This window comes from Paracoccus sp. M683, from assembly GCF_007096355.1.
Lineage (GTDB): Bacteria > Pseudomonadota > Alphaproteobacteria > Rhodobacterales > Rhodobacteraceae > Paracoccus.
In genome coordinates, this window is record NZ_VKDF01000004.1 from 613,856 (window position 1) to 632,441 (window position 18,586).

Annotated in this window: 17 protein-coding genes; 12 read left to right on the top strand and 5 right to left on the bottom strand. The window is 65.8% G+C overall.

Translation table 11 applies throughout. From position 1 onward, the window contains the following. Positions 1–44: 44 nt before the first annotated feature. From acs to FNJ84_RS09810, 8 genes are all read left to right on the top strand, one after another. Positions 45–2,000, top strand: a complete 1,956-nt coding sequence (gene acs, locus FNJ84_RS09775) for an acetate--CoA ligase (protein WP_143792905.1) — start codon at positions 45–47, stop codon at positions 1,998–2,000. 106 nt (positions 2,001–2,106) lie between these two features. Next, positions 2,107–2,364 (top strand): DUF4212 domain-containing protein, encoded by a 258-nt coding sequence (locus tag FNJ84_RS09780; RefSeq protein ID WP_143792906.1) that lies wholly within the window; start codon positions 2,107–2,109, stop codon positions 2,362–2,364. 9 nt (positions 2,365–2,373) lie between these two features. Next, a complete protein-coding gene (locus FNJ84_RS09785) occupies positions 2,374–4,197 on the top strand; it encodes a sodium:solute symporter family protein (RefSeq protein WP_143792907.1) in 1,824 nt (607 codons plus the stop codon). 66 nt (positions 4,198–4,263) lie between these two features. After that, a complete protein-coding gene (locus tag FNJ84_RS09790) occupies positions 4,264–6,072 on the top strand; it encodes a putative nucleotidyltransferase substrate binding domain-containing protein (RefSeq protein WP_143792908.1) in 1,809 nt (602 codons plus the stop codon). Next, a complete protein-coding gene (locus FNJ84_RS09795; RefSeq protein WP_143792909.1) occupies positions 6,069–6,572 on the top strand; it encodes a hypothetical protein in 504 nt (167 codons plus the stop codon). Before FNJ84_RS09790 ends, FNJ84_RS09795 begins: the two co-directional genes overlap by 4 nt. Further along, positions 6,572–6,943 (top strand): response regulator transcription factor, encoded by a 372-nt coding sequence (locus FNJ84_RS09800; protein WP_143793055.1) that lies wholly within the window; start codon positions 6,572–6,574, stop codon positions 6,941–6,943. Before FNJ84_RS09795 ends, FNJ84_RS09800 begins: the two co-directional genes overlap by 1 nt. Then, positions 6,937–8,922, top strand: coding sequence for a 3'-5' exonuclease (locus FNJ84_RS09805; RefSeq protein ID WP_143792910.1), 1,986 nt, complete (start codon positions 6,937–6,939; stop codon positions 8,920–8,922). Before FNJ84_RS09800 ends, FNJ84_RS09805 begins: the two co-directional genes overlap by 7 nt. Positions 8,923–9,134: 212 nt before the next feature. Next, complete coding sequence (locus FNJ84_RS09810) at positions 9,135–9,467, top strand: H-type lectin domain-containing protein (protein WP_363323800.1); 333 nt, start codon at positions 9,135–9,137, stop codon at positions 9,465–9,467. A gap of 27 nt (positions 9,468–9,494) precedes the next feature. On the opposite strand, the gene FNJ84_RS09815 is transcribed toward FNJ84_RS09810, so the two are convergent. Together FNJ84_RS09815 and FNJ84_RS09820 are read right to left on the bottom strand one after the other, a co-directional pair. After that, on the bottom strand, positions 9,495–10,304 hold the full coding sequence (locus tag FNJ84_RS09815; protein ID WP_255471150.1) for an alpha/beta fold hydrolase: 810 nt from the start codon (positions 10,302–10,304) through the stop codon (positions 9,495–9,497). Beyond that, positions 10,301–10,897 (bottom strand): 2-hydroxychromene-2-carboxylate isomerase, encoded by a 597-nt coding sequence (locus FNJ84_RS09820; RefSeq protein ID WP_143792912.1) that lies wholly within the window; start codon positions 10,895–10,897, stop codon positions 10,301–10,303. The genes FNJ84_RS09815 and FNJ84_RS09820 overlap by 4 nt, the downstream gene beginning before the upstream one ends. A gap of 85 nt (positions 10,898–10,982) precedes the next feature. On the opposite strand from FNJ84_RS09820, the gene FNJ84_RS09825 reads away from it, so the two are divergent. After that, positions 10,983–12,002 (top strand): ribose-phosphate pyrophosphokinase, encoded by a 1,020-nt coding sequence (locus tag FNJ84_RS09825; RefSeq protein ID WP_143792913.1) that lies wholly within the window; start codon positions 10,983–10,985, stop codon positions 12,000–12,002. A gap of 22 nt (positions 12,003–12,024) precedes the next feature. Continuing rightward, entirely contained in the window at positions 12,025–12,705 is a 681-nt protein-coding gene (locus tag FNJ84_RS09830; RefSeq protein ID WP_143792914.1) for an alpha/beta hydrolase, read from the top strand. Here FNJ84_RS09830 and FNJ84_RS09835 read toward each other — a convergent pair. Together FNJ84_RS09835 and glyA are read right to left on the bottom strand one after the other, a co-directional pair. After that, complete coding sequence (locus tag FNJ84_RS09835; RefSeq protein WP_143792915.1) at positions 12,702–13,250, bottom strand: GNAT family N-acetyltransferase; 549 nt, start codon at positions 13,248–13,250, stop codon at positions 12,702–12,704. The genes FNJ84_RS09830 and FNJ84_RS09835 overlap by 4 nt on opposite strands. A gap of 153 nt (positions 13,251–13,403) precedes the next feature. Further along, complete coding sequence (gene glyA, locus FNJ84_RS09840; protein ID WP_143792916.1) at positions 13,404–14,723, bottom strand: serine hydroxymethyltransferase; 1,320 nt, start codon at positions 14,721–14,723, stop codon at positions 13,404–13,406. Between the two features lie 98 nt (positions 14,724–14,821). Between glyA and FNJ84_RS09845 the strand changes: the two genes are divergently transcribed. Further along, a complete protein-coding gene (locus tag FNJ84_RS09845) occupies positions 14,822–15,703 on the top strand; it encodes a LysR family transcriptional regulator (protein WP_143792917.1) in 882 nt (293 codons plus the stop codon). Between the two features lies 1 nt (position 15,704). Here FNJ84_RS09845 and purD read toward each other — a convergent pair whose 3' ends face one another. Continuing rightward, positions 15,705–16,970, bottom strand: a complete 1,266-nt coding sequence (gene purD, locus FNJ84_RS09850) for a phosphoribosylamine--glycine ligase (protein WP_143792918.1) — start codon at positions 16,968–16,970, stop codon at positions 15,705–15,707. 62 nt (positions 16,971–17,032) lie between these two features. On the opposite strand from purD, the gene xseA reads away from it, so the two are divergent. Continuing rightward, positions 17,033–18,586 (top strand): exodeoxyribonuclease VII large subunit, encoded by a 1,554-nt coding sequence (xseA, locus tag FNJ84_RS09855; RefSeq protein WP_143792919.1) that lies wholly within the window; start codon positions 17,033–17,035, stop codon positions 18,584–18,586.

Here is an 18,586-nt window from a genome sequence, read left to right on the forward strand (position 1 = left end):
CGGGGGATCGGATCCGGCGCGCAGACCATGAGGAGGGGGATGTCATGAGTGCGGAAGCCATTGAAAAGCATGCTATTCCGGCAGGATTTGAGAATGCCCATGCCGGGCCGGAGGATTATCGCCGGCTTTACGCCGAATCGATTGACGACCCGAGCGGGTTCTGGGGTCGCGAGGGCAAGCGGCTGGACTGGATCAGGCCCTATACCAGGGTGAAGGACACTGATTTCACCTTTGGCAATGTCAGCATCAAATGGTTCGAGGACGGGCAGCTGAACGTCTCGGCCAATTGCATCGACCGGCATCTGGCGACGCGGGGCGATCAGACCGCCATCATCTTCGAACCCGATAATCCCGCCGATCCGGCTCAGCACATCACCTATCGCGAATTGTCGCGGCAGGTGAACAAGATGGCCAATGTGCTGCGCGATCTGGGCGTCAAGCGCGGCGACCGGGTGGTGCTGTATCTGCCGATGATCCCCGAGGCGGCCTATGCCATGCTGGCCTGCACCCGGATCGGTGCGATCCATTCCATCGTTTTCGCCGGGTTCAGTCCCGATGCATTGGCCAACCGGATCAACGATTCGGGCGCCAATATCGTGATCACCGCAGACGAGGCGCCCCGTGGCGGGCGCAAGACCGGGCTGAAATCCAATGCCGATGCGGCGCTTTTGCATTGCAGTGACAGGGTGAAGTGCCTGGTGGTCAAGCATACGGGCGGCCAGACCACCTGGACCGAGGGCCGCGACATCGACCTGAAGGCACTGATGGCCGATGCCAGCGATCAATGCGCGCCCGAGGCGATGAATGCCGAGGATCCGCTGTTCATCCTTTACACCAGCGGTTCGACCGGCAAGCCCAAGGGCGTAGTCCATACGACCGGCGGCTATCTGGTCTTTGCCGCGATGACGCATCAATACACCTTCGACTATCAGGAAGGCGACATCTACTGGTGCACGGCCGATGTGGGCTGGGTCACGGGCCACAGCTATATCGTCTATGGGCCGCTGGCCAATGGCGCGACCACGCTGATGTTCGAGGGCGTGCCGACCTGGCCCGATGCCGGCCGCTTCTGGGAAGTCTGCGCCAAGCACAAGGTCAACCAGTTCTATACTGCGCCCACCGCAATCCGGGCGCTGATGGGCAAGGGACCGGAATTTGTCGACAAGCACGACCTGTCCAGCCTGCGCCTGCTGGGCACCGTGGGCGAGCCGATCAACCCCGAGGCCTGGAACTGGTATAACGAACATGTCGGCAAGGGGCGCTGCCCGATCGTCGACACCTGGTGGCAGACCGAAACCGGCGGTCATCTGATTACACCCCTGCCGGGCGCCATCGAGACCAAGGCCGGTTCGGCCACCGTGCCCTTCTTTGGCGTCAAGCCCGAGGTGCTGGAGGCCGAAAGCGCCAAGGTCGTCACCGGCAACCCCGCCGAGGGGGTCTTGTGCATCGCCGACAGCTGGCCCGGCCAGATGCGCACCGTCTGGGGCGATCATCAGCGCTTCATGGAGACCTATTTTCAGCAATATCCCGGCTATTACTTCACCGGCGACGGCTGCCGCCGGGACGAGGACGGCTATTACTGGATCACCGGCCGCGTCGATGACGTGATCAACGTTTCGGGGCACCGCATGGGCACGGCCGAGGTCGAAAGCGCGCTGGTTGCGCATGAAATGGTCGCCGAGGCTGCCGTCGTGGGCTATCCGCATCCGGTCAAGGGGCAGGGCATCTATGCCTATGTCACGCTGATGAACGGTGTCGAGCCGACCGAGGAACTGCGCGCCGAGCTGGAAAAATGGGTCCGCACGGAAATCGGGCCCATCGCCAAGCCAGACCTGATCCAATGGGCGCCGGGTATGCCCAAGACGCGGTCCGGCAAGATCATGCGCCGCATCCTGCGCAAGATTGCCGAAAATGACTTTGGCGCCTTGGGCGACACCTCGACCCTGGCCGAGCCAGAGGTGGTCGACGAGTTGATCGCAAATCGCATGAACCGGGGCTGACCCGCGCCCCGGCCATCGCGTCCCGGCCCATCCGCCGGGAACCGGGACGCGAAACAAATGCAAGGGCGGAGCGAGGGACATGTCTGAACAGGGAGGAACCTAGGACATGAGTGACAGACAATCATCAAATGCCTATTGGCAGGCCAATCTACGGATCATCTGGATCTGCCTCGCCATCTGGGCGCTGGTGTCCTATGGCTTCGGGATCATCCTGCGGCCGCTGGTATCGGGCATCAAGGTCGGCGGCACGGATCTGGGCTTCTGGTTCGCCCAGCAAGGCTCGATCCTGGTCTTTATCGTGCTGATCTTCTGGTACGCGGCGCGGATGAACCGCCTGGACCGCGAACATGGCGTCGACGAGTAGGGGGCGAAGATGGATCAGTTTACGCTAAACCTTATCGTCATCGGTCTCAGCTTCGCGCTGTATATCGGTATCGCCATTTATACCCGCGCCGGATCGACGTCCGAGTTCTATGCCGCGAACCGGGGTGTCAGCCCGGTCATGAACGGCATGGCGACCGCGGCCGATTGGATGTCGGCCGCGTCTTTCATTTCGATGGCCGGCCTGATCGCCTTTACCGGCTATGACAACTCGACCTACCTGATGGGCTGGACCGGCGGCTATGTGCTGCTGGCGCTGCTGCTGGCGCCCTATCTGCGCAAATTCGGCAAGTTCACCGTTCCGGAATTCATCGGCGACCGCTTCTATTCGCAGACCGCGCGGATCATCGGCGTGATCTGCCTTCTGGTCATCTCGATCACCTATGTGATTGGCCAGATGACCGGCGTGGGCGTGACCTTCTCGCGCTATCTGGAAGTGTCGAACTCGACCGGGCTGTGGATCGGTGCGGCGCTGGTGTTCTGCTATGCGGTTCTGGGCGGGATGAAGGGCATCACCTATACGCAGGTGGCCCAATATGTCGTGCTGATCATCGCCTATACGATCCCGGCGATGTTCATCGCGATGCAGCTGACCGGCCATGTTCTGCCGCAGACCGGGCTGTTTGGCACCCATGACGCATCGGGCGCCAAGTTCCTGGCCAAGCTGGATCAGGTCGTCACCGATCTGGGCTTTGCCAACTATACCGGCCACCACAAATCCACGCTGGACATGGTTCTGTTCACCCTGGCGCTGATGATCGGCACGGCGGGTCTGCCCCATGTCATCATCCGCTTCTTCACCGTGCCGAAAGTGTCGGATGCGCGGGCCTCGGCCGGTTGGGCGCTGGTCTTTATCGCGCTGCTCTACACCGTTGCGCCTGCCGTGGGTTCGATGGCGCGCTTCAACCTGACCGCGACGATGTGGCCGGGTGCCGTGACCGGAACCGAGGCCGGCTCGACCTTCTCGGAACCTGCCGTCTCGCTGGAACAGATCGAAAACGCGCCCGAACTGCAATGGATGCGGAACTGGCAGACCACCGGCCTCTTGGGCTGGGAGGACAAGAACGGCGACGGTCTGATCCAGTATTACAACGAGGCCGGTGCCGAAGGCGCACCGATCGCGGAACAGATCACCGCGCAGAACCTGCAAGGGAACGAACTGACCACCGTGAACAATGACATCATGGTGCTGGCCAACCCGGAAATCGCCAACCTGCCGGGCTGGGTCATCGCGGTCGTCGCGGCGGGTGGTCTTGCGGCTGCGCTGTCCACGGCGGCGGGCCTGTTGCTGGCCATCTCGGGGGCGGTGTCGCACGACCTGATCAAGGGCGCAATCAACCCCGGCATCAGCGAAAAGGGCGAGCTGTTCGCGGCCCGCGTCTCGATGGCGGTGTCGATCCTTGTGGCGACGATCCTGGGCCTGAACCCGCCAGGGTTTGCGGCGCAGACCGTGGCGCTGGCCTTTGGTCTTGCCGCCAGCTCGATCTTCCCGGTTCTGATGATGGGCATCTTCAGCAAGCGCATCAACAAGCAGGGCGCGATCTGGGGCATGCTGGCGGGCATCCTGTCGACGCTGATCTATATCTTCACCTACAAGGGCTGGTTCTTCATCTCGGGCACCAACATGCTGGAAGATACCGCCGCGAACTGGCTGTTCGGCATTTCGCCGGCCTCGTTCGGGACCATCGGCGCGCTGATCAACTTCGCCGTGGCCTATGTCGTCTCGAACGCGACCGAGGAGCCGCCGGTCGAGGTGATCGAGCTGGTCGAATCCATCCGCGTTCCGCGCGGTGCGGGCGGTGCGATCGACCACTGATCTGATGACAATGCCGCGCCCCCCGGCAAAGGGGGGCGCGGTTTCCTTATTCGGGATCCGGGCAACATGTCGGACGTCATCGACTTCATCGCTTCTGTCCATCCCTATGACAGCCTGTCGCGGGACGAGTTGGCGCAGGTCGCCGACTTCTTCAGCCGCAGGCAGGTGCCGGCCGGCGAGGTCGTCTATGAATATGGCGATCCGCTGCCCGGCATCTGGCTGATCGAACAGGGCCGGATCGCGGTGACAGATCGCAACGGGGATTCGGTATCGGAACTGGGGCCGCGCAACAGCTTTGGCGAACGCGGCCTGCTGCGTGGCGGATCGGCGGTGACGACGGCGCGGGTGACCGAGGACGCGACCCTGTGGATGCTGCCGCGTGAAACGCTGCTGGGTCTGATCGCGCAGAACCGCGCTGTTGCCCGGTTCTTCGACCGGGGGCGTGCCGCGCGGCCGCGTGGCGCCGAGATCGCGACGCTGAAGGTATCCGACCTGCTGACGCGCAAGCCGATTTCCTGCCCGCCCGAAACCTCTGTGGCCGAGGCCGCGCGGATCATGCGCGACGCCCGCGTCAGCAGCATCGGCGTGACCCAGGGCGACCGGCTGCTGGGCCTGGTTACCATTCGCGACATGTCCAATCGCGTCGTCGCGGCGGGGTTGGATCATGGACAGCCGGTCAGTCAGGTGATGACGGCCGATCCCTATACGCTGCCGCCGCAGGCTTTGGGCTATGACGTGCTGAACGTGATGCTGGAACGCCGCGTGGGGCATTTGCCGGTGGTGGATCGGGGCCGTTTCGTCGGCATGATCAGCCAGACCGACCTGACCCGCGTGCAGGCGATCAGCGCCTCGGTGCTGATCCGCGATCTGGTCGATGCCGAAACTGCCGAGGACATGGCCCGCATCACCGCTCGCGTGCCGGAACTGCTGGTCAGTCTGGTGGCCGCGCATCAGCGCCACGAGGTGATCACCCGCATGATCACCGACATCACCGATGCCGTGACCCGACGCCTGCTGATCCTGGCCGAGGCGCAGCTGGGCCCCGCGCCGGCGCGCTGGCTGTGGGCGGCCTGCGGCAGCCAGGGCCGGCAGGAACAGACCGGCATCAGCGATCAGGACAATTGCCTGATCCTGGAAGAGGGCGCCAATCCGGCCGATCCCTGGTTCAAGGCATTGGCCCGCTTCGTCAGCGACGGGTTGAACACGGCGGGCTTTGTCTATTGCCCCGGCGACATGATGGCGACCAACCCGCGCTGGCGGCAGCCCGTCCCGGTGTGGCGCAGCTATTTCCGCGGCTGGATCGAACGGCCCAGCCCCGAGGCGCAGATGCTGGCCTCGGTGATGTTCGACCTGCGTGCCATCGGCGGCGATGACGCGCTGTTGCAGGGCTTGCAGGCCGAGACGCTGGACATGGCCTCGAAGAACTCGATCTTTGTGGCGCATATGATCTCGAACTCGTTGAAACACCGGCCACCGCTTGGGATGATCGGCGGTTTCGCCACCATCCGCTCGGGCGAGCATCGCCACCATATCGACATGAAGCATAACGGCGTGGTGCCCGTGGCCGATCTGGCCCGCGTCTATGCCTTGCAGGGGCGGGTGACGGCGGTGAACACCCGCGCCCGCCTGCTGGAGGCCGAGGACAATGGCGTCATCTCGGGCAGCGGTGCGCGCGATCTGATCGCCGCCTATGACCTGATCCAGACGCTGCGGCTGGAAAATCAGGCGCATCTGATCCGCTCGGGCCGGGTGCCCGACAATTATCTGTCGCCCTCGGATCTGCCCGATTTCGAGCGCAGCCATCTGCGCGATGCCTTTGTCGTGGTGCGCGGGATGCAATCGGCCATCGGCCAGGGAAAGGGAATGCTGGGATGAGCGGTATCGGAATCGAATTGCTCGGGGTGATCGCCGTCGGCATTGGCGCTGCGGCGCTGCTTTATGCGGCCATGCACGCGGCGCGCAAGGCCGGGCTGGTGCTGCCGCGCTGGCTGCTGCCGGCGGGGATCGGGCTGGCCATGGTGACCTATTCGATCTGGAACGACTATGCCTGGTATGGCCGCGCGACCGATCGGCTGCCCGAAGGCGCGCAGATCCTGCTGACCGGCACCGAAAGCCAGCCCTGGGCGCCCTGGACCTATCTGTTCCCGATCACCACGCGCTTTGCCGCGCTGGATCCTGCCAGCATCCGCGAAGGCGAAGGCGAGGGCGACATGGCGCAGGCGCAGATCACCCTGGTCGAGCGGCGCGGCCCGATGCTGGTGGTGGGGCAGGAATTTGACTGCTCGAACCGGCGCATCCGGCCCGGCCGCGGCGACTGGCAGGCCGCGGCCCCCGACGATCCTGCCTATGCGTTCGTTTGTGAAGGAGGGGGATGATGGCGCGTATCATGGTGATCGAGGACGAGGACAATATCGCATTGGCGCTGGACTATCTGTTGTCGCGCGATGGTCATGACCATTCGCGCATGGCGACCGGCGCAGGGGCGGTGGCCGCAATTCGGGCAGCGCGGCCCGATCTGGTTTTGCTGGATGTCATGCTGCCCGAAGTGTCCGGCTATCAGATCGTGCAGGAGATGCGGGCCGATCCGGCCCTGTCGGATACGCGGGTGCTGCTGATGACGGCGCGCGGATCGGTGGTGGAGCGACGCAAGGGGCTGGCGCTTGGGGCCGACGGCTTCATCGCCAAGCCGTTCGAGCTGTCGGAACTGCGCGCTGAAATGGCGCGGCTGTTGCAGGCACCGTGCTGACGCAGCTTTCCCTCCGGCTGCGGGTCCTGCTGGTATTCGCGGGGCTGGCCGCCGCTGTTCTGTCAGTGATTGCCTTCGCCCTGTGGGTCGAGGCCGCGCGCCTGGCCGAGGCCGGCGTGACCATCGAGCGCGCCTTTTCACCCATGATCCTGGCAGGGTTCGTCGCGGGGCTTGGTGCCTTGCTGGCGATTGTCGGGGTCTGGTTCCTGTTTGATCGCAACGTCGCACGGCCGATCGAGACATTGGCCGGGGGGCTGCGCACCGGGCAATCGCCGGATCTGGGCCAGGCGCGCTATCTGGCCGATCTTGGCCCGGCTGCGCGGGATGCGGCCGAGGCGCGGGCGCGGTCGGCCGAGGCGCTGGCCGAGGCGGTGCAGGACCACGCGGCCGAACAGGCGCGGGAAAAGGCGACGCTGGAATCCATCCTGTCCGATTTCGGTGCCGGTGCGGTGATCAGCGATGATCGCGGGCGGGTGGTGTTTTACAACGCCGCCGCCGCGCGCATGTTGCCGGGCCTGGGTCTTGACCGGCCGCTGGATCGCCAGCTGCGCGCCGGCGCGCTGGATGCGGCGCGGGCGAGACTGGCGGGCGGCGGGGTCGAGGCGACCGACCTGACCGCGCTGACCAGTGGCGGGGCACGGCTTTCGGGGCGGATGCGGCTGGTGGAACATGGCACCCTGCTGATCCTGCGCGATCGGCCCGCCGACAGTCCGCAGCCTCGTGCTGCCATCGAATCCCTGCGCCGCCACGCCGCTACGCTGGTGCCCATGCTAGAGGCGCTGGACGGCCCCATCCCGCCGGCATTGGCGCAGGCGATCCGCGCCGAGGGCCATGGCCTTGCCACTGCCACCCGCGCCCTGTCCGAGGCCAGCGCCCAGGCCCTTCCTGCCGCGCAGGCGCTGCTGAGCGAACTGCTGACCGGGTTGAAGCTTGCGCCAGATGCGGCGCCGGATGGCGACGACGATGGCAGCATCGCCAGCTTGCCGCGCATCCGCATGCAGGCAGAGGCCGGGCCGGTGAATGCGCTGCTGCGTCTGCTGGATACACGGCTGCGCCAGTTAGGACAGCATCCGCGGGTGGTGATCGAGGGCAGCGACGACCCGGCCGAATTGCGGCTGATCCTGACCTGGCAGGGCGATGTCCTGCCCATGGATCTGCTGGAAAGCTGGCTGGCGCATGCCCCCGATCCCGACCAGCCCGAGCTTTCCGGCGCCGATGTTCTGGCCGGCCATGGCACAGGCATCTGGGCCGAGCCGGGCAGGGACGGCGCGGCCCGGCTGGTTCTGCCGCTGCCGCGTGCGGCCGAGGCGGCGGGCTTGGACAGCGGGCTGACCTATGATTTCGCACTGGCGGGCCGGGCGGCGGCATCATCGCGGCTGACCGACCTGACCTGCGTGGTCTTTGATACCGAAACCACCGGGCTGGACCCGTCCAGCGATCGCATCGTGCAGATCGCCGGGCTGCGGATCGCCGGCGGCCGGCTGACGGGCGAGCGTTTTGACACTCTGGTCAATCCCGGCCGCCCGATTCCGCCCGGATCGACCCAGATCCACGGCATCACTGACGCCATGGTCACTGATGCGCCCGGCACGGCGGCGGCGCTGACGGCCTTTCGCCATTTCACCGAGGACGCCACGCTGATCGCCCATAATGCGCCCTTCGACATGGCTTTCCTGCGCCGCGCCGCGCCCGAGACCGGCGCGCATTTCGACAATCAGATCCTTGATACGGTGCTGCTGTCGGTCATGCTTTGGGGGCAATCGGTGCCGCATACACTGGATGCGATCTGCGAAAGATTGCAGATCGTCATTCCACCCGAACGGCGCCACACCGCGATGGGCGACACCGAGGCCACCGCGCGGGCCTTTCTGCGTCTGGTCCCGGCTCTGGTCGCCAAGGGGATCGAACGGTTCGAGGATGTCCAGACCCAGGCCCACAAGCATCGCCGCCTGATCGAGAACGCCAATCTGATGAAGTGAACCGTGCCCTGTGGCTGGAAATAAGCTTTGGCAGGATCTGGAATATCCGATCGGTGGTAGAGGATATTATCAAAGCAAGACTATTTTCATATTTTCCCTGTATTTTGGGATAGATGGCGGAAAAGGCGGTGGACATGCTTTGCCCGCAAGACATAAAATCCGTCCTGGGGGTGCTGAAATATTCGTGTTTTGGGATGAAAAAGATCAGCGGAATGGCGGTCGGGATATGCAAGGGCGCGACCCTTGTGTTTTCTGCCTTTGAAAGCAATGGCGAGATGTGGACGGGCGAGGGGCCCAGGCTGGCCAGCTATACCGTCCGCTTTGACGAGCCATTCCTGGCCGAGCCGGTCGTGCATGTCAGCATGAACATGTGGGATATGGGCGCCTCGCAGAACGCGCGCGCCGATATTTCTGCCGAGGAAGTCACGGCCGAAGGCTTTCGGATCGTGTTTCGGACCTGGGGCGATACCAAGGTGGCGCGGGTGCGTGCCGAATGGCTGGCCATCGGGCCGGTCCGGCATAACGACGATTTCGTCGACATCTAGGCACAGCCGAGCCGCCGCTGCGCTGCCCTAGCCCCGATCCAGATTTATGCCGATCAGCCCGGCAACCTGCGCCGGGTGGGTGATCGGCAGCATATGGCCCGCATCGGGCACAGTGGCGCGGCCGACATCGGGCAAGCGGGCGGCCAGGGCCTCGGCGATTGCGGCGATGACCGGCGGCGATTTCGCGCCCGAGATCAGCATCACTGGCGCATCCACCGCCTCCAGCCCGCCCTCGCGCAGGATATTCGCGCCATCCTGCAACAAGGTGTCGTGGGTTCCGGCCACAAGCTCGATCTGCCGTGTCATCTGCTGTCGGATCGGGGCGGGCAGCGCGTCAAAGGGCTGATCGCCCCAGATCGACAGAAAGGCGCGGGCGGCCTGTTCGGTCTGGCCCTGTGCCACCAATCCGCGCAGCAGGTCGCCCAGCTGGGTTTCCTCGGGGATGGGGGCGGCGGCGAAAAGCACCGGCTCGATCAGGGTCAGGGTGCGGATCGCCTCGGGCGCGGCCACGGCGATGCGCAGGGCGACGGTGGCACCGAAGCTATGGCCGATCAGGTCCAGCGGGCGGTCGATCATGGAAGCGGCGATGCGGGTGACGGCGGTATGCAGATCGGAATCGCCCGGCTGTGGGGCCCAGTCATCGCTGCGCCCGTGACCCGGCATGTCAAAGCCGCGCAGGTCGATGCGCCCGTCCAGATCCCTGGCGATCGGTCCCCAATAGCGACCGCTGCCCATCATGCAATGCAAGGCCAGCGCCGGCCGATCGGGATCGCCCGACCAGTGCCGTTCATGGATATGGCCTGCCACTGCCCGGCCCTCGACTGATTGATCCGTCACAGGCTGGCCAGATGCCGATCCAGAAAATCCAGTCGATCCTGTCCCCAGAACCGCTGATCAGTCTCGCGCACGACATAGAAGGGCGCGCCAAAGGCCCCGGCCTCGACCGCCTGTTCCAGATTGCGGCCATAGGTTTCCGCGCCGACGAACAGCCCCTTGTCGGCCAGTGCCGGATCGAAACCGGCGGCTGCCAGCACATCGCGGATCACCTGATCATCGCTGATGTCGCGTTCCTCGGCCCAGACCGCGCGCAGAAAGCCCTGCACCAGCGCGCCGACATCGCCGCCCGCGGCCTGCGCGGCAATCACGGCATAGGACGAGGGCGCCATGTTCACCGGCCAATGCGCCGGCTTCAGATTGAAGGGCAGGTCAAGATGCGCCGACCAGCGGGTTAGTTCCTGCCCCCGCATTTCCATGCGCGAGGGATGGCGGTCGGCGGGTTTGGTGCCGCCCGTGCGGTCGAACAGCTGCATCAGATCGACGGGCTTGTAGGTGATCGTGGCGCCGTGTTTCTCGGCGATCCGCTCCAACCGGTCGCCGGCGAGATAGCACCAGGGGCTGATGGTCCCGAGGTAATAGTCGATATGGGGCATGATCCGCTCCGTTTGGTTTGCGGGCAGGCTATCCGGGTGTTAAGGGCTTCGCAATCGCGCGAATCCCGAAAAAAGGCCCTTGCTGATGCCCGCCATGACCGAACCGAAGCTGATTTCCGGCAATGCCAACCCGCCTCTGGCCACAGCGATCGCCCGGCGCATGTCGATGCATCGCGGGATGAATGTGGGCCTGTGCGATGCGCGGGTGGAACGCTTCAACGATCAGGAAATCTTTGTCGAAGTGTTCGAGAACGTCCGCGGCGAGGATATGTATATCATCCAGCCGACCTCGAACCCGGCCAATGACAACCTGATGGAGCTGCTGATCATGACCGACGCGCTGAAGCGCAGTTCGGCCGCCCGGATCACCGCCGTCATTCCCTATTTCGGCTATGCGCGGCAGGATCGCCGCGCCAAGGCCCGCACGCCCATCACCGCCAAGCTGGTCGCCAATATGCTGACCGAGGCGGGCGTGGACCGGGTGCTGACGATGGATCTTCACGCCGCCCAGATTCAGGGCTTTTTCGACATTCCGGTTGATAACCTTTACGCCGCGCCGGTTTTTGCGCTGGATATCCAGCATAATTTCAAGGGCCGGATGGACAATCTGATGGTGGTCTCGCCCGATGTCGGCGGCGTGGCGCGTGCGCGCGAACTGGCCACCCGGATCGGTGCGCCCTTGTCGATCGTGGACAAGCGCCGCGAGAAGGCCGGCGAAGTGGCGGAAATGACCATCATCGGCGATGTGGCGGGCAAGGCCTGCATCATCGTTGACGACATCTGCGATACGGCGGGCACGCTGGTCAAGGCCGCGCAGGTTCTGATGGATAATGGCGCGACCGAGGTTCACGCCTATATCACCCATGGCGTGCTGTCCGGCCCGGCGGTCGAGCGTGTGGCGAAATCGGTGATGAAATCGCTGGTCATCACCGATTCGATCCAGCCGACCGAAGCGGTTCGCAGCGCGCCCAATATTCGCATCGTGCCGACCGCGCCGATGTTTGCCCAAGCGATTCTGAACATCTGGAACGGCACCTCGGTCAGCTCGCTGTTCGAAACCGACACCCTTGGCCCGATCTATGAAGGGCTTTATTCCGATCACTAGGGCAGCAATCTGGCTGGGGGCCATGCTGGGCCTGCTGGCCGCGCCGCTGCCGGCGGCGGCGGCGGATTGTGTGCTGTTGCTGCATGGGCTGGCGCGGCACAGCCCGTCGATGCTGGTGCCGGAACTGGCGCTGTCGCGGCAGGGATATCAGATCGTCAATCACGGCTATGCCTCGACCAGCGCGCCCGTTCAGGATCTGGCGGCCGAGGTCGGGCAGGGGCTGGCCCGATGCCCGGAAGGCCAGACCGCCCATATCGTCACGCATTCCATGGGCGGCATTCTGGTCCGGCTGTGGCTGCGCGATCACCGGCCCGCCAATCTGGGCCGGGTGGTGATGCTGGCGCCGCCAAATCAGGGCTCGCCGCTGGTTGACTGGCTGCGCGACATTCCCGGCTATGGCCTGCTGAACGGTCCGGCGGGCGCGCAATTGGGAACCGGCGCCGATTCGCTGCCACTGGCCCTTGGGCCGGTGGATTTTCCATTGGGCGTCATCGCCGGTGATGCGACCGCCAATCCGCTGGCTTCGGCGCTGATCCCCGGTCCCGATGACGGCAAGGTTGGGGTCGGCGCCTCGGGTGTTGCGGGGATGACCGATCACATCGTGCTGCCGGTTACCCATACCTTCATGATGAACAATCCGGCGGTGCTGACGCAGATCGTCGCATTCCTGCGTGATGGCCATTTTGCGCGAGAGGCGGATTAGGCTTTCGCCGTGGTCGGTCCGGGCAGGGTGATGGTCGCCTCGATCACCGGGCCGCGCGTCATTGTCCTTGCGCCCATATCGCGCGCCAGTGCCTGCATGGCCGTGTTGCGCGACAGATAGGCCAGCACGATCCGGGCCAGCCCGATGCGCCGGGCGGCCAGCATGGTGGCCAGAACCAGCAGCTTTCCCAGTCCTGCATGCTGATATTGCGGCTCGACCGAGACTGCGACCTCGCCTGCGGTTTCGCCCGATAGCGGCACCAGTTCGGCCACGGCGCGCAGATCGCCCGCAACGAAGGCACCGAAGATATAGACATGCGGCCAGTCGATCCGGTTGACATAGCCGTTTACCGCGAAATCGTTCATGCCGCCGTGAAAACGCGCGCGGCGATCCTCGGGCGGCAGCCGCAGCAGATGCGCGGCCAGTTGGGCGGCATCGCGCCGGCCCAGACCGCGCAGCCGCAATTGCCCCGGATGCCGGGTCAGCAACCCCAGCCCGCGCAGGGGGCGCGCATCGTCATGCGCCTGTGGCCTCAGAATTCGCACGGGACCGTCCCTGCCTTTCCACGCCGCCGACAGTGTGGCGCGGGGCAAGAATCCCGGTTTCGGGTCCCTGCTGTCAATCGCGACGCTGGGGCAAAAGGGTGTCTTGCGACATGCGGCCGCAGCCTGCCCGATTGCCGGGCAGACGCTTGTCAGTCATCCGTTGATGTAATGCAGCCGGTCAAAGCTGCGCCGCCAGGCGGCAACCTCGGGGGCCAGCCCTTCGGGCGCGGCGCTGGTCAGGGCACGGGCGATCAGATCGGCCAGCCGGTCCATATCGGTCACCGTCATCCCCCAACGCACCAGTTCCGGCGTGCCGATCCGCAACCCGTTCACATCACCCGCCACGGGCGCAATGGGCAGCCCGATCCCGCAGGCCAGAAAGCCCGCCCGTTCCAGATGCCGCGAGGCCGCCTGACCACCGCCGAAATTCGCCGCCCGAACCGCGAACTGATGCGAGGCAGTGATGCCTCTGCGCGTCCGAAACACCGGCAGGCCGCGCGCTTCCAGCCCCTCGGCCAGCGCCAGCGCGGTGTCGGCCATGGCCTGCGCGTAAGCCGCGCCGTGATCGCGCCAGTCCAGCAGGCCCACGGCCAGCGCCGCCGATTTCGCCACGTCGAAATTCGCGGTCAGACCGGGAAAGGCGATGGCCTCCAGCCGTTCGGCCAGCGCGTCGTCATTGGTGACGATCAGCCCGCCGGCCGGCCCGCCGAGGCTTTTATATGTGCTCATCGTCATCAGATGTGCGCCCTCGGCCAGCGGATCGGCAAAGACCCTACCTGCGATCATCCCGCATTGATGGGCGGCGTCGAACAGGACCAGCGCGCCGACCTCATCGGCGATGGCCCTGATCTCGCGGACGGGGTGGGGGAACAGGTTCAGGCTCATGCCGATGGTGATCAGCCTGGGGCGCACCTGATGGGCCAGCGCCCGCAGCGCCTCAAGATCGACGGTATAGCCATCCGCATCGACCGGCGCGGCATGGGTGACCAGCCCGTAAAGCCCGGCGCAGCCGGCCGCATGATGGGTCACATGCCCGCCGACGGAGGGCGGCGGCGCGATGATCGCATCGCCCGGCTTCGTCGTCGCCATAAAGGCATAAAGGTTCGCCAACGCCCCCGACCCCACGCGGATCTCGGCATGTTTCGCGCCAAAGACCTGGGCCGCCAGATCGGCGGCGATCACCTCGATTTCCTCGATGGCTTGCAGGCCCATTTCGTATTTGTCGCCCGGATAGCCAAGCGAGGGGCGCGACCCCAGACCGCTGGCCAGCAGCGCCTCGGCCCGCGGGTTCATCACATTGGTGGCCGGGTTCAGGTTGAAGGCGCGACGTTCGTGAATATCGCGATTTGTTTCGGCCAATGCCTCGATCCGGGCGGCGACCTGGGCCGAGGCCTGTTCGCGCACGGGGGCGATGGTGTCGATGCGCGCCGCCGCCGCGTCGGGCAGCCAGGGGCGGGTCTGATGGGCGGTCATGGCAAATCCTCTTTGCTGATGGCCCATGATCGGCGGTCAGGGGCTTTTCGGCAAATCAGAATTCAGGAATACTAGGGTCAGAAAATCTGAGGCTTCCAGTGTCTGTCCACCCCCCATTCCCGCGCCTTCCCTCGCTGAACGCGCTTCGCGCCTTCGAGGCCGCAGCCCGGCTTGGCGGCTTTGCGCCCGCTGCCGAGGAATTGCGCGTCACCTCCGGCGCGGTGACGGCCCAGATCAAGGCGCTGGAGGATGAACTGGGCGCCCCGCTGTTCCAGCGCCACGCGCGTGGGGTGCGGTTGACGGCACTGGGTCAGCGGGCGCTGCCCGGATTTGTCGCGGCCTTCGACGCCTTGGGTCTTGCCGTGCGTGACCTGAGGCGCGACGCCGCCCCCCGCCGCGCCCATGTCGCCGCCCTGCCGGCTGTGGCGCAGCTGTGGCTGGGGCCGCGCCTGCCGGCCCTGCGTGCGGCGCTGCCTGACCTGGACCTGTCCGTCACCGCGATGGAGGTCCCCCCGAACCTGAAGCGGGTGCCCTTCGATCTGTGCCTGTTCTACGCCGATACCGCCCCACCGGGTTCCGTGGCGCTGGCCAGCGACGAGATCCTGCCGGTCTGCACCCCTGACCTTGCCCGGCAGCTGTCCCGACCCGAGGATCTGCGTGCCGTGAACTGCCTGACCGACACGGCCTGGGCCGAGGATTGGGCGCGCTGGTCCGACCGCGCGATGCCCGGCGGCGGCTTTGCCCCGCGCGGGCCGGTTTTTTCGCTTTACTCGCTGGCCGTGACCGAGGCTTTGAACGGTGCGGGCGTGCTGATGGCGCATCGCGCGCTGGTCGCCCCGCACCTGGCATCAGGCGCCTTGGTCGCGCCCTTTGACCTTGCCGTGACGCTGCCGCGCCGCTTGTTCGGTTGGACATTGCAGGCCCGGCGGGCCAATCGCGAGGCCGCCCGCATCCTGCATGCGCTGTCGGAAATGGGCTAGGTCAGGCCTTGGGCAAAGCCCGCCAGCCGATATCCCGCCGGCAAAAGCCTTCGGGCCAGTCGATCGCATCGGCCAGCGCATAGGCGCGCTGATGCGCCTCGGGCAGTGTCGCGCCGCGTCCCGTGGCCGCCAGAACCCGCCCGCCATTGGCAAGAATTTTGCCGTCCTTCTCGACGGTTCCGGCATGAAAGACCATGTTGAAACTGTCCTCGGGAAGGTTATCCAACCCGTTGATCTGGCTGCCTTTTTGATAGTCATCAGGATAACCCCTGGCGGCAAGCACCACGGTCAGCGCATGATCATCGGCCCAGTTGACGGTCATGTCCTTCAGCCGCCCTTCGGCACAGGCATGGATCAGGTCCATCGCCTGCGCGCCAAGCCGCATCATCAAGACCTGACATTCCGGGTCGCCAAAGCGCACATTGTATTCCACCAGCCGCGCCTGCCCGTCCGCGATCATCAACCCGACGAACAGCACCCCCTGAAAGGGCGTGCCGCGCCGCGCCATCTCGGCCATGCTGGGCTGCACGATCCGGTCCATTACCTGCGCCTGAATCGTCTCGTCCATCACCGGGGCGGGGCTGTATGCACCCATGCCGCCGGTATTCGGCCCGGTATCGCCATCGCCCACGCGCTTGTGGTCCTGCGCGGTGCCGATGGGCAGGCAATCGCTGCCGTCGCACAGCACGAAGAAACTGGCCTCTTCGCCGGCCATGAACTCTTCGATCACCACCGAGGTATCGCCGAACTCGCCACTGAAAATCTGGTCGATGGCCTGATGCGCCTGTTGCACGGTCTCGGCCACGGTCACGCCCTTGCCGGCGGCCAGACCATCGGCCTTGACCACGATCGGCGCGCCCTGTGCGGTCACATAATCCCGTGCCGGCCCTGCCTCGGTAAAGCGCGCCCAGGCAGCGGTCGGCGCCCCGCAGGCATCACAGACCTCTTTGGTGAATGTCTTGCTGGCCTCCAACTGCGCGGCGGCCTGGCTTGGGCCAAAGACCAGAAAGCCGGCATCCCGCAGCGCGTCCGATACACCGGCGGCCAAGGGCGCCTCGGGGCCGACGATCACCAGATCAACGGCATTTTCCTGTGCCAGCTCCAGCACCTCGGCGCGCGACAGCGGATCAATGGCGGCGCATTCCGCGATGGCGGCGATCCCGGCATTCCCCGGTGCCACGATCAGCCGGTCGCATTTCGGGTTCTGCCGCACCGCCCAGGCCAGCGCATGTTCACGCCCGCCGCCACCGAGGATCAGGATATTCATCTGCCGCCCTTTCGCATCGTCTCGCGGCGTTCTAGTCTGGCGCGCGAAGGGGAACAAGCCGCATGGACCTGCTGGAAGACGAACCGGGCAGCAATGCCCATGAATTCACGGTTTCCGAGATCTCGGGCGCGGTCAAACGCAGCATCGAGGACCAGTTCGGCCGTGTCCGCGTGCGCGGCGAGATCGGCCGCGTCTCGCGTCCCGGTTCGGGCCACCTGTATTTCGACCTGAAGGATGACCGTTCCGTGCTGGCAGCCGTCACCTGGAAGGGCCAGGCCGCGCGGCTGACCCAACGCCCCGAAGAAGGGATGGAGGTGATCGCCACCGGTCGGCTGACCACCTTCCCCGGCCAGTCGAAATACCAGATGATCGTCGACCAGATCGAGCCTGCGGGCGCCGGCGCGCTGATGGCCATGCTGGAAAAGCGGCGCAAGGCGCTGGCGGCCGAGGGGCTGTTTGACGCGGATCGCAAACGACCGCTGCCTTTCCTGCCGCGGGTGATCGGCGTCGTCACTTCGCCCTCGGGCGCGGTGATCCGCGACATCCTGCACCGGCTGCGCGACCGTTTTCCGACCCATGTGCTGATCTGGCCCGTCGCGGTGCAGGGCGAAGCCTCGGCATCACAGGTGGCCAACGCCATCCGTGGCTTCAACGCCCTGCCGGAAGGCGGCCCGATCCCGCGCCCCGATCTTCTGATCGTGGCGCGCGGTGGCGGCAGCCTTGAGGATCTCTGGGGCTTCAACGAGGAAATCGTTGTTCGCGCTGCCGCTGAAAGCACCATCCCGCTGGTCTCGGCGGTCGGACATGAAACCGACACCACGCTGATCGACTTTGCTGCGGATCAACGCGCACCGACGCCGACCGCCGCCGCAGAAATGGCGGTGCCGGTGCGCGCCGATCTGGCGGCGCGCCTGGCCGAAGCCGGCGCTCGCATGGCCCGCGCCAGCAGACAGCGCATCGACCGACCGCGTCAGCGCCTGCGAGACCTGGCCCGCGCGCTTGGCCGACCCTCGGCCCTGACGGAACCGGCGCGTCAACGCCTCGACATCTGGTCCGGCCGGCTGGAACCGGCGCTGCGCGGTCTTGTCCGCCACCGCCGCCAGCAACTGCAATCGCGCCCCATGCCGGCCGCCACGCTGCGCGCCTTCATGGGCGCGAAGCGCCATGGCCTCGACCGGCTGGAAACCCGGTTGACCACCGCCGCCACCCGCCGGCTGGAACGGCGCGGCGACCGTATCGTGCAGATGGGCGAACGGCTCGATGCCTCGCTGGCCCGCATCACCGCCAGCACCCGCCGCGCCATCACCACCCAGACCGAACGGCTGGCGGCGCTGACCCGTCGCCTGACCATCGCCCCGCAACGCGCCATCGCCACCCGGCGCGAGGCGCTGGCCCGCCTCGACCGCACCCGTCTGACGCTTGGCTATACCGAAACGCTGAAACGTGGCTTCGCCGTGATCCACGGCCCCAAGGGCCTGATCACCTCGGCCGAAGCCGCTGCGCAGACGCCGCGTTTCGACATCCAGTTCGCCGATGGCCGCGTCACGGCGCGCCCGGACAATGCCCCGAAACCACGCAAGGCACTCGACGAGCCCGAACAGGGCTCGCTGCTCTGA